Raw genomic sequence first — 19,560 nt, 5'->3', positions numbered from 1 at the left:
TTTATCGTAGCCCAATTCCCAAGCACGACTCTTAGACATAGTCGGCAGCCAAACTGGCCGCTATCCTAACACCCCCGCGCCCGCCGACGCTAAGTTCAAGCAGGCCGTCTCGAAGGTTCAAATTACGAATGAATGCTATTGCCCGCCGTGCCGCAGGCCTTCTGCTCGGCACATTGTGTTTGCCCCTTGCCGCTATCGCCGCCGACCCTCAACCCACTTCCGAATTCACACTGGATAACGGCCTGAAGGTCGTCGTGCGCGAAGATCACCGCGCGCCGGTGGTGGTCTCCCAGGTTTGGTACAAGGTTGGCTCCAGCTACGAGACGCCCGGCCAGACCGGCCTTTCCCATGCACTGGAACACATGATGTTCAAGGGCAGCTCCAAGGCAGGCCCCGGTGAAGCTTCGTTGATCCTGCGCGATCTGGGCGCGGAAGAAAACGCCTTTACCAGTGACGACTACACCGCTTATTACCAAGTGCTGGCCCGCGATCGTCTGGGCGTGGCCTTCGAGCTTGAAGCCGATCGCATGGCCAGCCTGCGCTTGCCGCCCGAAGAGTTCGCGCGCGAGATCGAAGTCATCAAAGAAGAACGCCGCCTGCGCACCGACGACAAGCCTAACGCCAAGGCCTACGAGCGTTTCAAGGCGCTGGCGTACCCTGCCAGCGGCTATCACACCCCCACCATCGGCTGGATGGCGGACCTGGACCGCATGACAGTTCAAGAACTGCGCCACTGGTACGAGTCCTGGTACGTGCCGAACAACGCCACATTGGTGGTGGTCGGCGACGTGAAACCCGACGAAGTGAAGACCCTGGCCGAGCGATTCTTCGGGCCGATTCCGCGTCGCGAGGTACCGCCGTCGAAAAAACCGCTGGAACTGCCGGAGCCGGGTCTGCGCCAGATCACCGTGCATGTGGCCACTCAGATGCCGAGCCTGATGTACGGCTTCAACGTGCCAAGCCTGTCCACCGCCACCGATCCGCAATCGGTCAACGCCCTGCGCCTGATCTCCGCGCTGCTCGATGGTGGTTACAGCGCGCGCATTCCGACGCGCCTGGAGCGAGGCGAAGAGCTGGTCACTGGCGCATCGTCGGATTACGACGCCTACACCCGTGGCGACAGCCTCTTCACCATCAGCGCCACGCCGAACATGCAAAAGAAGAAAACCCTGGCGGACACCGAAGCCGGTATCTGGCGTCTGCTCGACGAGCTGAAAAACAAGCCGCCGACCAAGGAAGAACTTGAGCGGGTTCGAGCGCAGGTGATTGCCGGTCTGGTCTACGAGCGTGATTCCATCACCAGCCAGGCGAGCACCATTGGCGAGCTGGAAACGGTCGGTCTGTCCTGGCGGCTGATCGATGGTGAGCTGGCAGCGCTGCAAAGCGTCACCCCGGAAGACATCCAGAAAGCCGCACGCACTTATTTCACCCGCGAGCGCCTAGCCGTCGCGCACGTTTTGCCTGAGGAGAAAGCCCAATGACCAAGCGCATCGAACTACGCGCTTCGCGAACGCGGGCCAACGCACTACTGCTGGTCGCGGCCCTTGGCCTGTTCAGTGGCACCTCTGTCATGGCCGATACACCCGCCGACGCTCCCAAGGCCATCGACAAGGCCGCCGATACCCTTGAATCGTTAAAGGAGCTCGACGGCAAGGCCCCAGCCCGCCGTGAGCTGAACATTCAGTCCTGGAATACCGCAGAAGGCGCGCGCGTGCTGTTCGTCGAGGCTCACGAGCTGCCGATGTTCGACATGCGTCTGTTATTCGCGGCAGGAAGCAGCCAGGACGGCGCCACTCCTGGTATCGCTTTGATCACCAACGCCATGCTCAACGAAGGCGTCAAAGGCAAGAACGTCAGCGCCATCGCCGAGGGTTTCGAAGGGCTGGGGGCCGATTTCGGCAACGGCTCCTACCGCGACATGGCCCTGGCTTCACTGCGCAGCCTGAGTGCGCCCGACAAACGTGAACCGGCGCTCAAGCTGTTTTCGGAAGTGGTCGGCAAACCAACCTTCCCCGCCGACTCGCTGGCGCGGATCAAGAACCAGCTGATGGCCAGCTTCGAATATCAGAAGCAGAATCCCGGCAAGTTGGCAGGCGATGAGCTGTTCAAGCGTCTGTACGGCGATCACCCTTATGCGCACCCGAGCATGGGCACGGCAAAAAGCATCACGCCGATTACCCTCGCCCAGCTGAAATCCTTCCACGCCAAGGCTTATGCCGCGGGCAATGCGGTGATTGCGCTGGTGGGCGATCTGTCTCGTACGGAAGCAGAAGCCGTCGCCGCTCAAGTGTCCGCTTCCCTGCCCAAAGGCCCCGCACTGGCCAAGACAGTGGCGCCGACCGAACCCCAGTCGGGCGAAACCCATATTGAGTTCCCGTCCAAGCAGACTCACCTGATGCTGGCAGAGCTGGGTATCGACCGGGCCGATCCAGACTATGCGGCGTTGTCGCTGGGTAACTCGATCCTCGGCGGTGGCGGCTTCGGTAGCCGTTTAATGACCGAAGTGCGCGAGAAACGTGGCCTGACGTACGGCGTGTCGTCAGGCTTTACACCGATGCAGGCGCAAGGCCCGTTCATGATCGGCCTCCAAACCCGCGCTGAATTGAGCGAAAACACGCTCAAGCTGGTCAAGGACATCACCCGTGATTTCCTGGTCAATGGCCCGACCCAGAAAGAACTCGACGACGCCAAGCGCGAGCTGGCGGGCAGTTTCCCGCTGTCCACCGCAAGCAACTCGGCAATCGTTGGCCAACTGGGCGCCATCGGCTTCTATAATCTGCCTTTGACCTACCTCGAAGATTTCATGACGCAGTCTCAGAGCGTCACTGTCGAGCAGATCAAGGCGGTGATGAACAAGCATCTGGACGTGGACAAGCTGGTCATCGTGACCGCCGGCCCCACTGTCCCGCAGAAGCCTCTGCCGCCCCCTACAGATAAACCAGCCGAACAACCTCTCGGCGTTCCGGAGCATTAATGACCTCGACATCCAAGCCGCCGCGTATTCACAAGGGGCACAAAATCCACACAGGCCTGGGCCAATTGCGGATTATCGGCGGCGAATGGCGCAGTCGGCGTCTGAGTTTTCCTGACGCGCCGGGCCTGCGTCCGACACCGGACCGGGTTCGCGAAACCCTGTTCAACTGGCTGGCGCCCTATATCGAAGGCGCCCGTGTGCTGGACCCGTTCGCGGGGAGTGGCGCGTTGTATCTGGAAGCCCTGTCCCGTGGTGCCAGCATGGGGCTGGCGCTGGACACCAACTCGGCGGCCATTTCCAACCTGCGCGAGCACTTGGGCACGCTGCGTTGCACAGTGGGCAAGACGTCGACGGGCGACGCCCTGCGGTACCTGGAGACTCAGCCTGCCGAGCAGTTCGATGTGATCTTCCTCGATCCGCCGTTCCACCAGAACCTGTTGACCCCCGCGTGCACGCTGCTCGAAGAGCGCAACTGGCTGGCGGACAACGCGTGGATCTACACCGAAAGCGAAACCGCGCCATCGACCCTTGGCATGCCAGGCAACTGGCGCCTGCACCGGGAGAAAAAAGCCGGTCAGGTCTACTACGCGCTCTGGGAACGAAGTGTCGTCGCCAGCTGACAGCCGGCCATTCGTTCCGGCAACCGGCCTAGGCAACCCCCATCTGCAAACGCTGTGGGGGCCGCTGTGGCGCAGGACCATTCATCTGGAGCGTCGACGCGAGCGCATCTGGCTGGAAGACGGCGACTTTCTCGACATGGACTGGTACGGACCTCATGACGCCAAAGCTCCGGTGGTTCTTGTGCTGCACGGCCTGACAGGCTCATCCAATTCGCCTTATGTGGTGGGGCTGCAACAAGCGATGGAGAAACGCGGCTGGTCCAGCACCGCGCTGAACTGGCGCGGTTGTTCGGGTGAGCCCAATCTGCTGCCCCGCAGCTATCACTCCGGCGCCACCGAAGACCTGGCAGCGGTGATCGAACATGTGCGCGCGGCTCGACCGCTGGCGCCACTGTATGCCGTTGGGTATTCGCTGGGCGGCAACATCCTGCTCAAGTATCTGGGTGAGTCAGGAGAGGACAGCCATCTGCAGGGCGCGGCGGCGGTGTCGGTGCCGTTTCGTCTGGATGAGTGCGCTGACCGTATCGGCCTGGGGTTTTCCAAGGTTTACCAGCGGCATTTCATGCGCGAGATGGTCGGCTACATCAAGGACAAGCAACGGCGTTTTCAACATGAAGGTCTGAGCGACGGGCTGGCAGCGCTCACGGCGCTCGGCTCGCTGGATAACCTGCGAACGTTCTGGGAGTTCGATGGCCAGGTGACGGCGCCGCTGAACGGGTTTGTCGACGCGCAGGATTACTACCGGCGAGCGTCGAGTCGTTATTACCTCGGCGCGATTCGCACGCCGACACTGCTGGTGCAGGCGCTCGATGATCCGTTCGTTTTCAAGCACAGCCTGCCCGAAGCGAATGAGTTGTCGGCAAGCACGCGGTTCGACCTGCAGAACCGCGGCGGTCATGTGGGCTTCGTCGGCGGCACCATCAGAACACCGACCTATTACCTGGAGCAGCGGATTCCGGAATGGTTGGTGGATGTGCATGGGGCTCAACCAGCCTCCTGACGCTTGCCACGCATTCTTTTGTAGCAGTACGGCTTGGCGGCGGTGGCGATCCCATGGCCACCGCGGCAAGTCGGCTCCTAGAGTTCATAATCGGTGCCTACCTTGCAAGATCGTTCAAGACACCCACTTCACACGGGCCTAACATTCGGGGCATAAGGAGAAACCCCATGTCCCGCTCTCGACTTTATGTTCGCGGCCTTCGCGACAGCGTGCCCATGCTCGTGGGCGTCGCGCCGTTCGGCATCATTTTCGGAACCCTGGCCGGCGTCGGCGGGCTGTCGCTGTGGCAGGCGGTCGGCATGTCGCTGTTCGTCTATGCCGGATCAGCGCAGTTCATCGTCGTCAGCCTGATGGGCGCCGGCGCCAGCGCGATTGTCATCCTACTGACCACCTTCATCGTCAATCTGCGCCACGTGCTTTACAGCGCGACAATGCAGCCCCAGGTCCAGGGACTGCCCCAGCGCTGGCGGTTGCTGCTGGCCTTCTGGCTAACTGACGAGACCTTCGCGGTCGTCCAGCGCTACTACCTCATGCACGGCCGCGGGCCGCTGGCGCATTGGCACTGGTTGGGTGTGACCAGCGCGCTATACGCCTGCTGGGTCAGCAGCTCGCTGGTCGGTGTGTTGTTCGGTCAGGCAGTGCCGGACATGGCTAGCTGGGGCCTGGAGTTCGCGATGCTGGCGACCTTCATCGGCATCGTCGTGCCCCTTCTACGCAATCAGCCGCAAATCGCTGCAGCTCTGGCGGCAGGTGCCGTCGCGCTGATGACCTGGTCATTACCCTACAAACTCGGTCTCATGGTTGCTGCGTTCAGCGGCATTGCCGTGGGGGTTTTACTTGAGCGTCGGCAATCGCCTAACGTCCGCGACACCTCGGGGAAGGAGCTTCACTCATGAGTTACTGGTGGTTGATTCTGGGGATGGCCGCGATCACCTTTCTGATGCGCTACAGCCTGTTCGCCTGGCCGAACCTGCGCTTCCCATCCGTGGTGCGCCAGGGTTTGCATTACGTGCCGACAGCCGTGCTGACCGCCATTGTCGTGCCGGGCATGCTGTTGCCCGATGGTCAGCACTGGCAGGTCTCGTGGGATAACGCTTATTTGATCGCAGGCATCGTGGCGATCGGGATCGCAGCGCTCAGTCGCGACCTGTTGGCGACCATTGGTGGCGGGCTGGCGGTGTTCTTTTTGCTGCGCTGGGCGATGGGGCAAATTTAAGCCCAAGGTTATAAGCAAAGAATTAAAAATTCCTTTCAGCTATAACTAGAAGCCTTGATTATGCGGTTCTTGAATGATTGGCGGCACTTCTGATGTCGGCGGTTTCGACGTTTGATTTGCACGCGCATGCGAATATCACCAAGGACAGTTGCAGTGAGTGATCCGATTTTCCGCCTGGCCCACGTCAGTAAAACCTTCGACCGCGACAACACAGCCATCACTGCGCTTGACGATATCGACCTGGAAATCCAGCGAGGCTCTTTCCTGGGCATCGTCGGCACTTCGGGTGCCGGAAAAAGCACGCTGCTGCGCCTGCTCAATCTGCTGGAAGCACCCTCTGCGGGAACCATCGAATTCAATGGCCAGGACCTGGCCGCGCTGGATGCCAAAGGTCAGCGGGAATACCTGTCGAAGGTGTCGACCATCTTCCAACATTTCAATCTGTTCCACGGCAAGACGGTGCTCGATAACGTCGCCTTTCCTTTGGCGATTCGTGGCGTTCCCACCGCCGAAAGATATGCGCGCGCCCGTGAGCTGATTGAAAAAGTGGGCCTGCAAGATCGCGAAGGGCACTACCCCTCGCAACTGTCCGGCGGGCAAAAGCAGCGGGTCGGCATCGCCCGCGCCTTGATCACCAACCCTCAGGTTCTACTGTGCGACGAAGCCACCAGCGCCCTGGATTCGCAGACCACGCAGACCATTCTCGACCTGCTGGTTGAGCTCAAGCGGCTATACGGCTTCACCGTCATCCTGATTACCCATTCCTGGGACGTTATACGCTACGCCTGCACCGCCGCCGTACTGATCGAGCATGGTCGGATCACCGAGACCGGTACCCTCACGCAGGTGATTCAACGAGAGCACTCGGTGCTCAAGGATCACCTCTTGCCGCTAAACAAGGACGCGGCCTGGCAAAACGGCCCGGACACCCTCGATCTGATTTTCGAACACCCTGAAACCCAGACCGACCTGCTCTCCACGCTGGCCAGCGCCCTGAGCATCGACTTCTCGATCCTGTCCGGACGCGTAGACAACTTGGGCAAGACCCCGGTCGCACGGTTTCAGGTGCGATTTCGCCCACGCCACCCGCAAACGCAGATCGATGTCGTGCAGGTCAGGCAGTGGCTGACTGAGCAGATGATCACCGTCAATCTCTGAAACCCGTTCGAGCGCCCCATGAACCCGATGACCTGGCAAACCTACCTTCCGGATTTCTGGGCCGCGCTAGCCCAGACCCTCTACATGATTGCCATCGCCGGCCCTTGCGTGATCGTGCTTGGTCTCACGGTCGGAACCACGTTGTACCTGATTGCGCCGCAGTCCATTTCACCGAGACCTGTGCTGTATTACCTGCTGACCACGGCCGTCAACATCGGACGCTCTATCCCGTTCCTGATCCTGATCGTGCTGCTGATCCCCGTTACCCGCGCCGCAGTAGGCACCACGCTGGGCCCGATAGCCGCGATCATTCCGCTGGTGCTGGGTTTCACCCCGTTTTTCTCCAGACTGGTGGAATCGGTGCTGCGCGAGATTGACCAGGGACGGATCGAGGCAGCGCTTTCCATGGGTGTGACGCGCTTTCAACTGATCTTCCGTGTGCTCCTGCCCGAGTCGTTCTCGGGCCTGTTGAATGCCATGACCATCATTCTGGTAGGCACCGTGGAAGGCACGGCAGTAGCCGGAGCCGTGGGTGCGGGCGGGGTTGGCGACTTTGCCATCGAGTTCGGCTACCAGCGTTTCTACGGCGAACTGATGTTCATCTCGGTATTCGCCATGGTGATCATCGTGCAACTGATCCAGATCACCGGCGACGTGTGGATTCGCGCGCGCGCCCACAAACGTTAGCCACCCCCCTCTAGCGGCCCGTCCGCTCAACCCTTGTCGAAGAGAAATCATGGAAAACAAACGAGCCAAGTCGAGACGCACGGTGCTGCTGGGTGCCGCCATTGGAGTGATCGCCGTCGGCGCCGCACTGGTAGCTCCAGCTTTTGTGGGCGGGAACGCATGGGCCAGTGACTTGGCTACCACTGCCAACAAGGGCACCACAGTCCCCGATACCCCGCTGAAGATTTACGCCACTGCTTCACCCCAGGGCGACATCGTTCGGTTTGTGCAAAAACTCGCCGACGCCGATGGCTCCGGATTGAAGCTGAAGTTGACCACCAGCGGCGGCAGCGGCGCGCTGGATTCCTACGAACTGCTTGCCAGCGGCGACACCGATGTGAACTTCACCGGCCACCAGCCGTACGTCAACGCCTGGAAAGCGGCGCACCCCAAACTCAATAACTTCGACGGCAAGGCGACCGTGCTGCTGAACGCCTTTGGCCTGTATTCCGAGAAGTACAAAAGCCCGAAGGACCTGCCCGACGGCGCGAAAATCCTGATCCCGAACGAGCAGACCAACTTGCCCAGATCGCTGTTCATCCTTCAGGACCTGGGCCTGATCAAACTCAACGTGGAAAAACTCGACAGCTCGCCTGCCGCCATTTCCGTGAGCGAGAAATCGATTGTCGAAAACCCTCGGCATTTGCAGCTTATTCCGACAGACACGGTGCTACGCGCCAAAGCCTTGCCTGACGCCGATGCCAGTTTCATCAACGGGGATGTCGCGCTGTCGAACGGCATCGATCCCTCGCGGGCGCTGGTGCGGGAGCACACGACCGATAATCCTTACGCCAACCTGATCTACGCTCGCAACGAGATGCTCGATGACCCGCGCGTCACCCTGCTGGCGAAATACCTGACCGGGCCTGAAGTGAAGCAATTCATCGACGCCAATTACCGAGGCTTTGTGGTGCCGGATCAGAAGCTCGTGCGCTAATTGCGTATCGCTGAGTGCGTGGGTCGCCGTGCCAGGCGGCTCACGTGAAACGTCGAAATCGCTCGCCTCATTCGCCCCTCTCAACCTCACGCTGTGGATCAGTAATCCATTCGCTCCAGGACCCGGCGTATAAACGTCCCAACGGATAACCCGCCAGACACAGCGCGAACAGGTTGTGGCAGGCCGTCACGCCTGAGCCGCAGTAGGCGACCAGTTTTTCCGGCGGCCGCCCTTTCAGGGTTTCGACAAAGCGTTGCTTGAGTTGGTCCGCTGGCAGAAAACGGCCGTCCGGACCGAGGTTGTCGGTGAACGCAGCGCATTGCGCGCCCGGGATGTGTCCAGCGACCGGGTCGATCGGCTCGACCTCCCCGCGAAACCGCGCCGGGGCGCGAGCATCGATCAGTGTCACGTCCGCTTGATCGAGCTTCTTCTGCACTTCGGCAGCGCTCAAAACCAGCGAATCGTCAGGCTTGCCCTCGAACAAACCCTCACGGTGCTCCGGCGGGTCGAGACTCAGCGGCTGCCCTGCTGCGTGCCAGGCCTTCAGGCCGCCATCGAGTACATACACGCCATCTCGCTTGCCCAGCCACGCCAGCAACCACCATGCGCGGGCGGCATAGGCGCCGGGGCCGTCGTCGTAGAGCACGATGTCGCTGTCGTTGTTCACGCCCCAGAAGCGCAGACGCTCGATCAGTGTTTGTGGGTCAGGCAGCGGATGGCGGCCGGTCACGCCCTTGGTGATCGGCCCACTCAAGTCGTTGAGCAGATCAGCGTAGGAAGATCCTTCGATATGCCCTTCCGCGTAGCTGCGCTGGCCATAGTCCAGATCCTCGAGGGAAGAACGGCAATCCAGAATCACAAGGTTTGGCTTTTTTTGGCGTTCGGCCAATTGTTGCGGGCTGATCAATTGCGCGATGGACATGATGGGCTCCTGCAGACAGTGAAAGTGGCTAAGCGATAAGACAACCTATTTGAAGGGAAGGACGCAATTCAATGGGCGTCCTCCAGTGCCTTGTTCAGCGGCACGTAAAACTCGGCGCACAGGGCATGCACCGTCTCCTGCGCCTGGGGCGTGACGTAAGCCAGCTCCAGCGTCAATACCTGATACACGCCCCGACGGATAGCGTCTTCATTCAGATGCGTGTCGTTTTCCCGCGTCGTGCAGAGAAACCGGACCCACGAAGTGAGGATGATCCAGGCGTTGAGCGTCAGCGACTCGATCTGCACCTTGTCCATATTGAGGATGCCGGCCTCCACGAAACCGCCGTAAATCGCCATCGCCTTGATCAGACAATGTTGCGAAAACCGGCGATACCGCGCCGCCAGCGCGTGATCGGCGTCGAGCAAATGCTCGAGGTCGCGGTGCAGGAAACGATAGCGCCACATGCCATCGAGTATTGCCATCAAATAATGGCGTTTGTCTTCGACGTTCGGCAGGCGCCCCGTGGGCGGATGCAGGAAGCTGTCGACCAGCGCTTCGTATTCGCTGAACAACTCGGCGATGATCGCCTGCTTGTTGGGGAAGTGGTAATACAGATTGCCCGGCGAGATCTCCATGTGCGCAGCGATATGGTTGGTGCTGACACTACGCTCGCCTTGCAGATTGAACAGTTCCAGACTGCTCTGCACGATGCGTTCACGGGTCTTGATGCGTGGGGTTTTGATGCGCGGCGCCATGCTCGACTCGAACGTGTGGATGTAACACAGATGTGCTGGATCTTAACGCATGCGCCGCAACTCGGTGCAGCCCTCACGACTCGATGGACATCGCGACCTTCATCCTGACCACGGCGGCCACTGCGATCCCGATCAACCCCGTGACGAGCGTCAGCATGAGCATCACGCCACGCAGGCCTATTGGCGCGGTCAGAACGCCGATCAGCAATCCAGCCAGCGGTTGCGACAGGTTATTGAGCAGCGTGATCACCCCGACCGTCTTGCCGAAGTCACGCACCGGAATGACGCGCTGGCGAACGCTGCGGATGTATACGTTGAACATCTTGTCGAAGCCGACGATGAGCAGAAAACCCGGCACATACACCGCCAACGCCATGCCAGAGGCGGTCATCAGCGCGCCCAGCGTGATCAGGGAGTACGAGATCACCCCCAATACTCGTAGCGGCAGGTCGACGCGGGCGAGCACGAACAGAATCGCGATCGTGACCAACGCTCCCGACGCCTGAAGCCCTGCGTAGAAATCCTTGCTCTCTGCGAACGTGCCAGTGACCATCGCCGCTGAGCTGGCCAAGGTCACGCCGACGATCAGATTGACGCCTACGGCCAGGCAAATGACCTTCTTCAGCTCTGCAATTCGGGCGATGTGTCCGAAGGCGATTTTCAGCGGCTCGACCCAGATGTCCGCATCCTGCTCGAACGCTTGGAGCTTGATGTCGCTGGCGCGCTGCCACATGCGCATGGCGAGATCAGCGAGCACGAACAGCAAGGCCACTCCCAGCACCACGCCTGGCCACGGGCAGACTTCCAGCGAAAGCGCTGCCAGCACCGGGCCGAGCACAAGGCCGGACTGATCGGCGATTTGTGAGTAGGACAGCGTCTTGCCGTAGCGGTAATCGGCAAACGCGTGGGGCATCACCACTTCGCGCGCCATGATGCCCTGGGTGGTCAGCACGCCGCAGGTCGCCGACAACAGCACCAGCCAGTAAATGCCGCCGAATACGCCGTAGAGCGCCATCGCCACAACACAGATTCCAGCACGGTAAATCTGGCTGATGTGCAGCAAGCGGATGGGTGAGAATTTGTCGCACAATGCGCCGCAAACCGGGAACGCGAGAAAGCGCGGGAGTGTTTCGACGAAGAACGCCAACCCCGCCCACGAAGCACTCTGGGTGGTCTGGAAGACAATCAGCGGGACGAGGAACAGAAGGATCTGGTCAGCTAGTCGCGAGAGGAACAGCGAAAGGAAAAACGCCAGATAATCCGTGCGCATGGAGACTCCGCGTCAGGCATTACGACGAGCCTCGTAGGAATAGGCGCGAACAGTCTGGCTTGAGGACCTTGAGACATGCAAGAACCACCGGTTGACGCGGGGGCATTTGACTTTATAGAGCAATGACTCTAGAAACGCTCCATAACTCCGAAAAGGACTGCAGCGATGCCTGTCGAATCCGTGCGCTTGCCCTTGCTTGATGACGCCTCTGCGCAGCGAACCGACCTTGAACGCATATTCGACACGCAGCGCCAGGCGTTTGCCGCGAATACCCTGCCGGTCGCCAGTCAGCGCTTGCAGTGGCTCGACAGCCTGCGCAGGCTGCTCAGCGACGAACGCCAATCCCTGATTAACGCAGTCAGCACGGACTTTAGCCATCGCAGCGCCGACGAGACATTGCTCGCCGAGTTGATGCCAAGCCTGCACAACATTCATCACGCCCGCCGTCATCTGAAGAAATGGATGCGCGCGTCGCGGCGCAGCGTCGGTCTGGCGTTTCAGCCGGCGTCGGCGAAGGTCATCTATCAACCGCTGGGCGTTGTCGGGGTGATCGTGCCGTGGAATTACCCGCTGTATTTGGCGATTGGCCCGCTGGTGGGGGCCTTGGCGGCGGGTAACCGGGTGATGCTCAAACTCAGCGAAGCGACGCCGGCTACCGGAGAGTTGCTCAAGACGCTGTTCGCCAAGGTATTCCCGGAAGACCTGGTCGCGGTGGTGTTGGGCGAAGCGCAAGTGGCAGCGGCGTTCTCCAGGCTGCCGTTTGATCATTTATTGTTCACCGGGGCTACCAGCATCGGGCGCTATGTCATGCGCGCGGCGGCGGAAAACCTGACACCACTGACGCTGGAGTTGGGCGGCAAATCCCCGGCGATCGTCTCGCGGGATGTACCGATCAAAGATGCTGCCGAACGTATCGCCTTTGGTAAAACACTGAACGCTGGACAAACCTGCGTGGCGCCGGACTACGTGCTGGTGCCGGAAAATCGCGTCGACGAGTTTGTCGAAGCCTACAAGGAAGCGGTCAAAGGGTTTTATCCGACGCTGGCTGATAACCCGGACTACACAGCGATCATCAACGCCCGACATGTGGCACGCCTGAACAGCTACATCGTCGATGCGAGCAGCAAGGGCGCGCGGGTCATTTCGTTGTATGAACAGGGACAGGGACGACGCATGCCGTTCAGCCTGCTACTCGACGTCAATGACGACATGCTGGTGATGCAGGACGAGATCTTCGGCCCGCTGCTGCCGATCGTGCCGTATCAGCGCATTGAACAAGCGTTTGCCTACGTCAATCAGCGACCGCGCCCACTGGCGCTTTACTACTTCGGCTACAACAAGGTCGAGCAACAGCGGGTTCTGGAGCAGACGCATTCTGGCGGAGTTTGTCTGAACGACACCCTGCTGCATGTCGCGCAGGACGACTTGCCGTTTGGCGGGATCGGCCCTTCAGGCATGGGCCAGTACCATGGCCACGAAGGGTTTCTGACGTTCAGCAAGGCCAAAGGGGTCTTCATCAAACAGCATTTCAACGCCGCGCGGCTGATTTATCCGCCTTATGGCAAAGCGATTCAGAAGCTGATTTACAGGCTTTTCGTTCGTTGAGTTCAACGGGCACTGCGGCGACTTGGCCGCCTCGCCCCGCTGCGATACCATCCCAGTCCCCTACGAACTCCGACCAGGACGACGCGATGAACCGAGTGTTGTATCCAGGCACCTTCGACCCCATCACCAAGGGCCACGGCGATCTGGTCGAGCGAGCCTCGCGCATGTTCGATCAAGTGGTCATCGCCATTGCCGCCAGCCCCAAGAAAAATCCGCTGTTTACGCTGGAGAAACGTGTCGAGCTGGCCCGCGAAGCGACCAAACACCTGCCGAACGTCGAAGTCGTCGGATTCTCGACCCTGCTGGCGCATTTCGCTCAGGAGCAGAACGCCAATATCCTCCTGCGCGGACTGCGTGCGGTCTCGGATTTCGAGTACGAATTCCAGCTCGCGAACATGAATAAACAGCTGGCGCCGGATGTGGAAAGTCTTTTTCTCACGCCGTCCGAACGCTATTCATTCATTTCATCTACGCTGGTCAGAGAAATCGCGGCACTAGGCGGGGATATCACCAAATTCGTACATCCGGCCGTCGCCCAGGCGCTCAAGGAGAGGTTCAAGCCGGAGTCATGACCTATGCACAGGTGCATACCGAGCGCTAATGCTGCACAATTCGCCGCATTAGTTTTGATATGCCCCGGTGTCGACCGCGGCAGGAGTATCCATGTCCCTGATCATTACCGACGATTGCATCAACTGCGACGTCTGCGAACCCGAGTGCCCGAACGAAGCGATTTCCCAGGGTGAAGAGATCTACGTGATCAACCCGAACCTGTGCACCGAATGTGTTGGCCATTACGACGAGCCGCAGTGCCAACAAGTCTGCCCTGTGGACTGCATCCCTCTGGATGAGAACCACGTGGAAAGCAAAGATGAGCTAATGGCCAAATACCAGTTGATAACAAGCAAGGCATAAACGAAGGGCATATCCTGTCGGCATCCGCGCTTTCGCCGAAGACACTGGCTGTATTGCCTGTTGACCTGAGCGAGATACGCATGACATCAAAGCTTACGTGGAGACCTTCCTCGTTCGGTGCCGCACTTTTTCTGTGCGCCCTCTCGGCTCAAGGCAGCCCCGATCACCCCGATCAGGCCGCCATAGCCAGCCCACATCCCATTGCGACAGCAGCCGGTCGGGAAATTCTGGTCGACGGCGGTAACGCCTTCGATGCCGCCATCGCCATCAGCGCAACCCTTGCCGTAGTCGAGCCTTACGGTTCGGGCCTTGGGGGCGGCGGCTTCTTTCTGCTGCGCCAGGCGAGCGAACCCGTGCAGTACCAATTTCTCGATGCGCGGGAAAAAGCACCGCTCAAGTCCAAACTCAAAATGTTTACCCGAAATGGCGTCGTGCAGCCGGATTTATCCCTGAACGGTCCGTTGGCGGCGGCCATTCCGGGTTTACCCGCCGCATTGGTGGAGCTGGCTGAACGTTACGGCCGTTTGCCATTAAGCATTTCCATGGCGCCGGCCATCCGCATTGCCTACAACGGTTTCAAAGTGGATGAGGTGTACCGCGAGCGTGCCAGTTGGCGGTTATTCGCACTGCGCGCCAACAAGGAAAGCGCCCGGCTGTTCCTGCGCAACAACGACGTACCAGCCATGGGCGAGATCATTAGGCAACCCGAACTGGCACAGACGCTGGACCGTCTGGCCGACAAAGGCCGGCCCGGCTTCTATAGCGGCCTGACAGCACAGGCGATAGTCAGCGGGCTTCGGGCTGCGGGCGGCATCTGGAATTACCATGACTTCGAAGAGTACGAGGTCATCACTCGCACGCCGCTACGCTTTCAACTGGCCGATCAGCGCGAATTGATCAGCGCCCCGCCCCCGTCCGCGGGAGGCATCGCGCTGGCGCAAAGCCTGTTCATGCTGCAACAACTGCCTTGGCGCGAGTCCGAGAAAGTCCAGCGGGCCCATTACGTGGTGGAAGTGCTGCGTCGCGCCTACCGTGACCGCGTGCTGTTCGGCGACCCGGACTTCGTGCCCAATCCGGTCGCCCAGGTGCTTTCCCCTGATTACCTGCTGCAGCTGTCGACCAGCACCGATCCGCACAGCGCGACGCCGAACAGCGCTCTGCCGCCTGCCCCTCGTTGGCGGGAAGGCGACAACACGAGCCACTTTTCGGTGCTCGATAACGAGGGCAATGCGGTGGCAGCAACCCTGTCGTTGAATCTGCCATTCGGCTCGACCTTCACGGTGCCGGGCACAGGCGTGGTGCTCAACGACGAAATGGACGATTTCGCCGTCGATCCCAAAGGCAGTAACACGTCGGGCCTGGTGGGCAGTCAGGCGAACATTATCGAGCCCGGAAAGCGCCCGCTATCGAGCATGAGCCCAAGCTTCATCGAAAGCCCCCGAGCCTTCACCTCCTTCGGCACGCCAGGCGGCAGCCGGATTCCCAGTATCGTGTTGCTGTCGATGCTGCAGTATCTGGACGATCAGCCCGTGGCCAATTGGGCGTCGGCGCCGCGCTACCATCATCAATACATACCCGATGTGATGGAGTATGAGTCGGGCGCGTTCACGGAAGAGGAATTGACTGATTTGCGCGAGCGCGGATATCGCCTGAAAGAGACAAAGCGCGACTTCGGTAATCAGCAAGTGCTGCTATGGCGCAAGGACAACGCCAGCGTGGAAGCCGCGAGCGACCCGCGCGGCGTGGGAGTTTCAGCTACTTTCCGGCCGGACGCGCCGTTGCATCTGGTGCGTAACTGCGCCGATCAGTCGTGTTTGCCGTAGCCGCTGGTGGTGCAACCCAGGCAGCGGACAAATGCGGCCTTGCCCGGATCGACCACCAGCGCCTTGCCTGTAGCGCCCAGGTTACCGCCCGCCGCGGCGAACGGTGAAGCCACCACGAACAGCGCCGCCCCAGCCACCGTTGCCACGATCAGCAACGGACGGGCGATCAGCAGATCGCCGATCATCGCGTAGGCAGGAGGATTCTGGATTTCATAGACCGGATCGCCACTGCCCGAAGCCTCGACCTGAGCCATGGCCGGTGTCATGTGCAAACCGAAAAACAGGGTCAGCGTGGCAGCAAGAATACGAAACGGGCTCATGGCGTGATCCTTCAGGCACAGCGGGAAAAGTGATGCTGCTCACTATAAACAGGGATTGGGGTTACGCAAGTGGCGAAGGTATAAAGCGCATTACTGTAGGAGCGCGATTGCTTTGGGTCAGTCAATTTGGTGCATTGCTGACCTGCCGCAATCGCGGGCAAGCGCGCTGCCGCAGTAACAATTGGGAATCAGACAGACGACGCTCGCATTTTATATTGCTGCTTACTTCTGACATTTGGGGCAATAAACACTCGCCCGCTGCCCCAGCTTCACCTCACGCATGATCGTCCCGCAGACCTTGCAGGGCTCCTCGCCCCGACCATAGGCGAACAGCTCCTGCTGGAAATAACCCGGCTGCCCGTCACCGCCGATGAAATCGCGCAACGTAGTACCACCGCGTTCGATGGCGGCGGCGAGGATGCGTTTGATCTCGATCGCCAGCTTTATATAACGCGCCTTGGAAATGCTTTTGGCGTCACGGCGCGGGTCGATACCTGCCGCGAACAGGGCTTCGGTCGCGTAAATGTTTCCGACCCCCACCACCACGGCGTTGTCCATAATGAATGGCTTGACCGCCATCGAACGTCCACGTGACAGCTCGTACAGACGCAGACCGTCGAACAGGTCGGTCAGCGGTTCCGGCCCCAGGCGAATCAGCAGTTCGTGATTATGCGGATCGAGGCTCCACAACATCGCGCCGAAACGTCGCGGGTCGGTGTAACGCAGGGCCATTCCCGACTCCAGCTCGATATCCACATGTTCATGCTTCAGCGCGGGCAGCCCCGCCTCAACCAGCCGCAAATTACCCGACATGCCCAGATGGCTGATCAACGTGCCGACTTCGGCCTGGATCAGCAGGTATTTGGCGCGCCGCTCGACGACCACGATTTTCTGACCGGAGAGCCGTACGTCGAGGTCCTCCGGGATCGGCCAGCGCAACCGGCGGTCTCGCACGATCACGCGGCTGACCCGCTGGCCTTCCAAGTGAGGCGCGATGCCCCGACGGGTAGTTTCGACTTCAGGTAATTCAGGCATGGGGCAGCTCAATGGCGGGTGAAGCGCGAGTGCTCAGAATCAATGGGCGCTCAGCTCTCGAATACTTTCTTTGAGGTTTTCGAAGTCATAGTCGGACAGCCCGACATAGTCGAGGATCAGGTGACCGATGCTGTTCCATTCATGGTCAACGGCCTGACCACCCAGCACGCGGTGGGACGAACAGACGTGCTCGGCCATTTTCAGGATAGCCAACAGGTTTTTCAGCGGCGCGTTGCGACCTGAGTCGTCCTGGAAAATCGCCAGTGTATTGTGGTGATTGGCGATGGCATTGCTGACATGTTCCGGCAACCGCCATGATTTAGCCGTGAAATAGCCGACAACAGCGTGGTTTGTATTAAGCAGGCGATTTTCCGTATCGACCACCCGACATTCCGGGCCGGCCTTGGCGTAGGCCTCCTCCAGCACGTTCATGTATTCAGGAAAGCGCTTAAGCATCAGCGGCACGCCACAATCGTGGAACAGACCCAAGGCGTAGGATTCGTCGACAGTTTGCGAGCCAATGCGCTTGGCCAGCGTCAGACTGGTCATCGCGACGTCCTGCGCGGTGTCCCAAAAGCGGTTGAGCACGACAATCGTTTCATCGCTCATTTCGCCCTTTATCGACTGCGCGTTAATCATATTGATTACCGAACGACTGCCCAACAGATTCACTGCCCGTTGGATCGAGGCAATCTTGTTGGCCAGGCCGTAGTGAGGCGAGTTGACGATTTTCAGCAAGGCTCCGGAAAGCCCCGGATCCTGCGCGATCAACCGGGAGATAACACCCAGATCAGGGTCCGGCATGTACTGCTCCATCTGCAAATCCACCATGATTTGCGGCTGGGGCGGGATGCTAATGCCTTGTAACGCCTGCTGGATCTGCTCGGAAGTAAGCTCTTGGGACATAAGTACACACTCAAGGTCAGGGAGCGATTCTAACCCTTACCGCCTATGCTTCGACAACCGCTGAACCACTCAAAAGACCCGACAGATACCCATTGGGTTAATTCATCCAGGGACGCCCGCGGGAGGGTTGACGCGTTATAATCCCGCTCTTTTTTCCGGAGCGACGTCATGTCCCTGCCTAGCTTGCGCCTCAAGCCCAATGCCGATCGTCGCCTGCGCGCCGGTCACCTGTGGATCTACAGCAACGAGATCGACGTTGCCGCCACCCCACTCAACGGCTTCGCTCCAGGCGCTCAGGCCGTTCTTGAAGCAGCGGGCGGAAAGCCGCTGGGCATCGTGGCCATGAGCCCGAACAACCTGATCTGCGCGCGCTTGTTGTCGCGTGACGTCAAACTGCCACTGGACAAGTCTCTGTTGGTGCATCGTCTCAACGTGTGCCTGTCCTTGCGCGAGCGCCTGTTCGACAAGCCGTTCTATCGCCTGGTCTATGGCGACTCCGATCTGCTGCCGGGCCTGGTGGTTGACCGTTTCGGCGACATTCTGGTCGTACAGTTGGCCTCCGCCACCATGGAACAGCACAAGGACGATGTCCTGGCCGCGCTGATTCAAGTCCTCAAACCAAGCGGCATCCTGCTCAAGAACGACTCGGCTGCCCGCGATGCCGAAGGGCTGAATCGCTATGTCGAAACCGCGTTCGGCCTGGTGCCGGAGTGGGTTGCGCTGGAAGAAAACGGCGTGAAATTCGAAGCACCGGTGATGGAAGGCCAGAAAACCGGCTGGTTCTACGATCACCGCATGAACCGCGCGCGTCTGGCGCCGTACGTCAAAGGCAAACGCGTGCTCGATCTGTTCAGCTACATCGGCGGCTGGGGTGTACAAGCAGGTGCCTTCGGCGCCAGCGAAGTGTTCTGCGTCGACGCATCGAGCTTTGCCCTCGATGGCGTAGAGCGCAATGCCGGGCTGAATGGTTTTGCCGAGAAAGTCACCTGCATCGAAGGCGACGTTTTCGAAGCCCTGAAAGAACTGAAAGCCGCTGAAGAACGCTTCGACGTGATCGTCGCCGACCCGCCTGCGTTCATCAAACGCAAGAAAGACCTGAAAAACGGCGAAGGCGCCTACCGCCGCCTGAACGAGCAAGCCATGCGCCTGCTCAGTAAGGACGGGATCCTGGTCAGCGCGTCCTGCTCGATGCACCTGCCCGAAGACGACCTGCAAAACATCCTTCTCACCAGCGCCCGCCACCTGGACCGCAACATCCAACTGCTGGAACGCGGCGGCCAAGGCCCGGATCACCCGGTCCACCCGGCGATTCCAGAAACGCGGTATATCAAGAGCATTACCTGCCGGTTGTTGCCTAACAGCTGATTCGTGCGGCGTC

At 60.0% G+C, this 19,560-nt stretch carries 20 protein-coding genes; 14 read left to right on the top strand and 6 right to left on the bottom strand.

Going from position 1 to position 19,560, the window contains the following annotated elements:
* Nucleotides 1-128: 128 nt before the first annotated feature.
* The 9 genes from CE491_RS16705 (at nt 129) to CE491_RS16665 (ending at nt 8,631) form a co-directional block, all read left to right on the top strand.
* Nucleotides 129-1,481 carry a M16 family metallopeptidase gene (locus CE491_RS16705; RefSeq protein WP_110949433.1) on the top strand — a complete coding sequence of 451 codons (1,353 nt, stop codon included), beginning with the start codon at nt 129-131 and terminating at the stop codon, nt 1,479-1,481.
* On the top strand, nt 1,478-2,974 hold the full coding sequence (locus CE491_RS16700) for a M16 family metallopeptidase (protein ID WP_110949432.1): 1,497 nt from the start codon (nt 1,478-1,480) through the stop codon (nt 2,972-2,974). Before CE491_RS16705 ends, CE491_RS16700 begins: the two co-directional genes overlap by 4 nt.
* A complete protein-coding gene (rsmD, locus tag CE491_RS16695) occupies nt 2,974-3,594 on the top strand; it encodes a 16S rRNA (guanine(966)-N(2))-methyltransferase RsmD (protein WP_110949431.1) in 621 nt (206 codons plus the stop codon). The genes CE491_RS16700 and rsmD overlap by 1 nt, the downstream gene beginning before the upstream one ends.
* Entirely contained in the window at nt 3,578-4,594 is a 1,017-nt protein-coding gene (locus CE491_RS16690) for a hydrolase (protein ID WP_110949430.1), read from the top strand. The genes rsmD and CE491_RS16690 overlap by 17 nt, the downstream gene beginning before the upstream one ends.
* Before the next feature lie 167 nt (nt 4,595-4,761).
* Complete coding sequence (locus CE491_RS16685; RefSeq protein WP_110949429.1) at nt 4,762-5,490, top strand: AzlC family ABC transporter permease; 729 nt, start codon at nt 4,762-4,764, stop codon at nt 5,488-5,490.
* Nucleotides 5,487-5,810, top strand: coding sequence for an AzlD domain-containing protein (locus CE491_RS16680; RefSeq protein ID WP_110949428.1), 324 nt, complete (start codon nt 5,487-5,489; stop codon nt 5,808-5,810). Before CE491_RS16685 ends, CE491_RS16680 begins: the two co-directional genes overlap by 4 nt.
* A 153-nt stretch (nt 5,811-5,963) precedes the next feature.
* A complete protein-coding gene (locus CE491_RS16675) occupies nt 5,964-6,968 on the top strand; it encodes a methionine ABC transporter ATP-binding protein (RefSeq protein WP_199885136.1) in 1,005 nt (334 codons plus the stop codon).
* Between the two features lie 18 nt (nt 6,969-6,986).
* Nucleotides 6,987-7,655 carry a methionine ABC transporter permease gene (locus tag CE491_RS16670; protein ID WP_110949426.1) on the top strand — a complete coding sequence of 223 codons (669 nt, stop codon included), beginning with the start codon at nt 6,987-6,989 and terminating at the stop codon, nt 7,653-7,655.
* 49 nt (nt 7,656-7,704) lie between these two features.
* Nucleotides 7,705-8,631 carry a MetQ/NlpA family ABC transporter substrate-binding protein gene (locus CE491_RS16665; protein WP_110949425.1) on the top strand — a complete coding sequence of 309 codons (927 nt, stop codon included), beginning with the start codon at nt 7,705-7,707 and terminating at the stop codon, nt 8,629-8,631.
* 67 nt (nt 8,632-8,698) lie between these two features.
* Here CE491_RS16665 and CE491_RS16660 read toward each other — a convergent pair whose 3' ends face one another.
* From CE491_RS16660 to CE491_RS16650, 3 genes are all read right to left on the bottom strand, one after another.
* A complete protein-coding gene (locus tag CE491_RS16660) occupies nt 8,699-9,553 on the bottom strand; it encodes a sulfurtransferase (RefSeq protein WP_110949424.1) in 855 nt (284 codons plus the stop codon).
* 68 nt (nt 9,554-9,621) lie between these two features.
* Nucleotides 9,622-10,308: a TetR/AcrR family transcriptional regulator gene (locus tag CE491_RS16655; protein ID WP_110949423.1), complete on the bottom strand. Its 687-nt coding sequence runs from the start codon at nt 10,306-10,308 to the stop codon at nt 9,622-9,624.
* A gap of 73 nt (nt 10,309-10,381) precedes the next feature.
* Nucleotides 10,382-11,578: an MFS transporter gene (locus tag CE491_RS16650; protein ID WP_110949422.1), complete on the bottom strand. Its 1,197-nt coding sequence runs from the start codon at nt 11,576-11,578 to the stop codon at nt 10,382-10,384.
* 165 nt (nt 11,579-11,743) lie between these two features.
* Here CE491_RS16650 and CE491_RS16645 point away from each other — a divergent pair, with 165 nt between their 5' ends.
* From CE491_RS16645 to ggt, 4 genes are all read left to right on the top strand, one after another.
* Nucleotides 11,744-13,183, top strand: coding sequence for a coniferyl aldehyde dehydrogenase (locus CE491_RS16645; RefSeq protein WP_110949421.1), 1,440 nt, complete (start codon nt 11,744-11,746; stop codon nt 13,181-13,183).
* Between the two features lie 86 nt (nt 13,184-13,269).
* Nucleotides 13,270-13,755, top strand: a complete 486-nt coding sequence (coaD, locus tag CE491_RS16640) for a pantetheine-phosphate adenylyltransferase (protein ID WP_110949420.1) — start codon at nt 13,270-13,272, stop codon at nt 13,753-13,755.
* A gap of 91 nt (nt 13,756-13,846) precedes the next feature.
* Nucleotides 13,847-14,098 carry a YfhL family 4Fe-4S dicluster ferredoxin gene (locus CE491_RS16635; protein ID WP_074752410.1) on the top strand — a complete coding sequence of 84 codons (252 nt, stop codon included), beginning with the start codon at nt 13,847-13,849 and terminating at the stop codon, nt 14,096-14,098.
* Nucleotides 14,099-14,178: 80 nt separating this feature from the next.
* Nucleotides 14,179-15,921, top strand: coding sequence for a gamma-glutamyltransferase (gene ggt, locus CE491_RS16630; protein ID WP_110949419.1), 1,743 nt, complete (start codon nt 14,179-14,181; stop codon nt 15,919-15,921).
* On the opposite strand, the gene CE491_RS16625 is transcribed toward ggt, so the two are convergent.
* The 3 genes from CE491_RS16625 to CE491_RS16615 all read right to left on the bottom strand — a co-directional run bounded on the left by CE491_RS16625 (nt 15,903) and on the right by CE491_RS16615 (nt 18,128).
* Complete coding sequence (locus CE491_RS16625) at nt 15,903-16,241, bottom strand: multidrug transporter (protein WP_110949418.1); 339 nt, start codon at nt 16,239-16,241, stop codon at nt 15,903-15,905. The two genes, ggt and CE491_RS16625, sit on opposite strands and share 19 nt — an antisense overlap.
* 222 nt (nt 16,242-16,463) lie before the next feature.
* On the bottom strand, nt 16,464-17,276 hold the full coding sequence (mutM, locus tag CE491_RS16620; protein WP_110949417.1) for a bifunctional DNA-formamidopyrimidine glycosylase/DNA-(apurinic or apyrimidinic site) lyase: 813 nt from the start codon (nt 17,274-17,276) through the stop codon (nt 16,464-16,466).
* Between the two features lie 39 nt (nt 17,277-17,315).
* On the bottom strand, nt 17,316-18,128 hold the full coding sequence (locus tag CE491_RS16615) for an HDOD domain-containing protein (RefSeq protein WP_199885141.1): 813 nt from the start codon (nt 18,126-18,128) through the stop codon (nt 17,316-17,318).
* A gap of 222 nt (nt 18,129-18,350) precedes the next feature.
* Between CE491_RS16615 and CE491_RS16610 the strand changes: the two genes are divergently transcribed.
* Nucleotides 18,351-19,547, top strand: coding sequence for a class I SAM-dependent rRNA methyltransferase (locus CE491_RS16610; protein WP_110949415.1), 1,197 nt, complete (start codon nt 18,351-18,353; stop codon nt 19,545-19,547).
* Nucleotides 19,548-19,560 lie beyond the last annotated feature (13 nt).

Origin of the sequence: Pseudomonas bohemica (assembly GCF_002934685.1) — a bacterium.
GTDB lineage: Bacteria > Pseudomonadota > Gammaproteobacteria > Pseudomonadales > Pseudomonadaceae > Aquipseudomonas > Aquipseudomonas bohemica.
The sequence above is the reverse complement of the archived record's forward strand: the minus strand, read 5'-3'. Positions and strand labels throughout refer to the sequence as shown.

Coding starts and splice junctions, on each gene's coding strand:
- CE491_RS16705 (WP_110949433.1), top strand. CDS start 129: ATGAATGCTATTGCCCGCCGTGCCGCAGGCCTTCTGCTCGGCACATTG.
- CE491_RS16700 (WP_110949432.1), top strand. CDS start 1,478: ATGACCAAGCGCATCGAACTACGCGCTTCGCGAACGCGGGCCAACGCA.
- rsmD (WP_110949431.1), top strand. CDS start 2,974: ATGACCTCGACATCCAAGCCGCCGCGTATTCACAAGGGGCACAAAATC.
- CE491_RS16685 (WP_110949429.1), top strand. CDS start 4,762: ATGTCCCGCTCTCGACTTTATGTTCGCGGCCTTCGCGACAGCGTGCCC.
- CE491_RS16680 (WP_110949428.1), top strand. CDS start 5,487: ATGAGTTACTGGTGGTTGATTCTGGGGATGGCCGCGATCACCTTTCTG.
- CE491_RS16670 (WP_110949426.1), top strand. CDS start 6,987: ATGAACCCGATGACCTGGCAAACCTACCTTCCGGATTTCTGGGCCGCG.
- CE491_RS16665 (WP_110949425.1), top strand. CDS start 7,705: ATGGAAAACAAACGAGCCAAGTCGAGACGCACGGTGCTGCTGGGTGCC.
- CE491_RS16660 (WP_110949424.1), bottom strand. CDS start 9,553: ATGTCCATCGCGCAATTGATCAGCCCGCAACAATTGGCCGAACGCCAA.
- CE491_RS16655 (WP_110949423.1), bottom strand. CDS start 10,308: ATGGCGCCGCGCATCAAAACCCCACGCATCAAGACCCGTGAACGCATC.
- CE491_RS16650 (WP_110949422.1), bottom strand. CDS start 11,578: ATGCGCACGGATTATCTGGCGTTTTTCCTTTCGCTGTTCCTCTCGCGA.
- CE491_RS16645 (WP_110949421.1), top strand. CDS start 11,744: ATGCCTGTCGAATCCGTGCGCTTGCCCTTGCTTGATGACGCCTCTGCG.
- coaD (WP_110949420.1), top strand. CDS start 13,270: ATGAACCGAGTGTTGTATCCAGGCACCTTCGACCCCATCACCAAGGGC.
- CE491_RS16635 (WP_074752410.1), top strand. CDS start 13,847: ATGTCCCTGATCATTACCGACGATTGCATCAACTGCGACGTCTGCGAA.
- ggt (WP_110949419.1), top strand. CDS start 14,179: ATGACATCAAAGCTTACGTGGAGACCTTCCTCGTTCGGTGCCGCACTT.
- CE491_RS16625 (WP_110949418.1), bottom strand. CDS start 16,241: ATGAGCCCGTTTCGTATTCTTGCTGCCACGCTGACCCTGTTTTTCGGT.
- mutM (WP_110949417.1), bottom strand. CDS start 17,276: ATGCCTGAATTACCTGAAGTCGAAACTACCCGTCGGGGCATCGCGCCT.
- CE491_RS16610 (WP_110949415.1), top strand. CDS start 18,351: ATGTCCCTGCCTAGCTTGCGCCTCAAGCCCAATGCCGATCGTCGCCTG.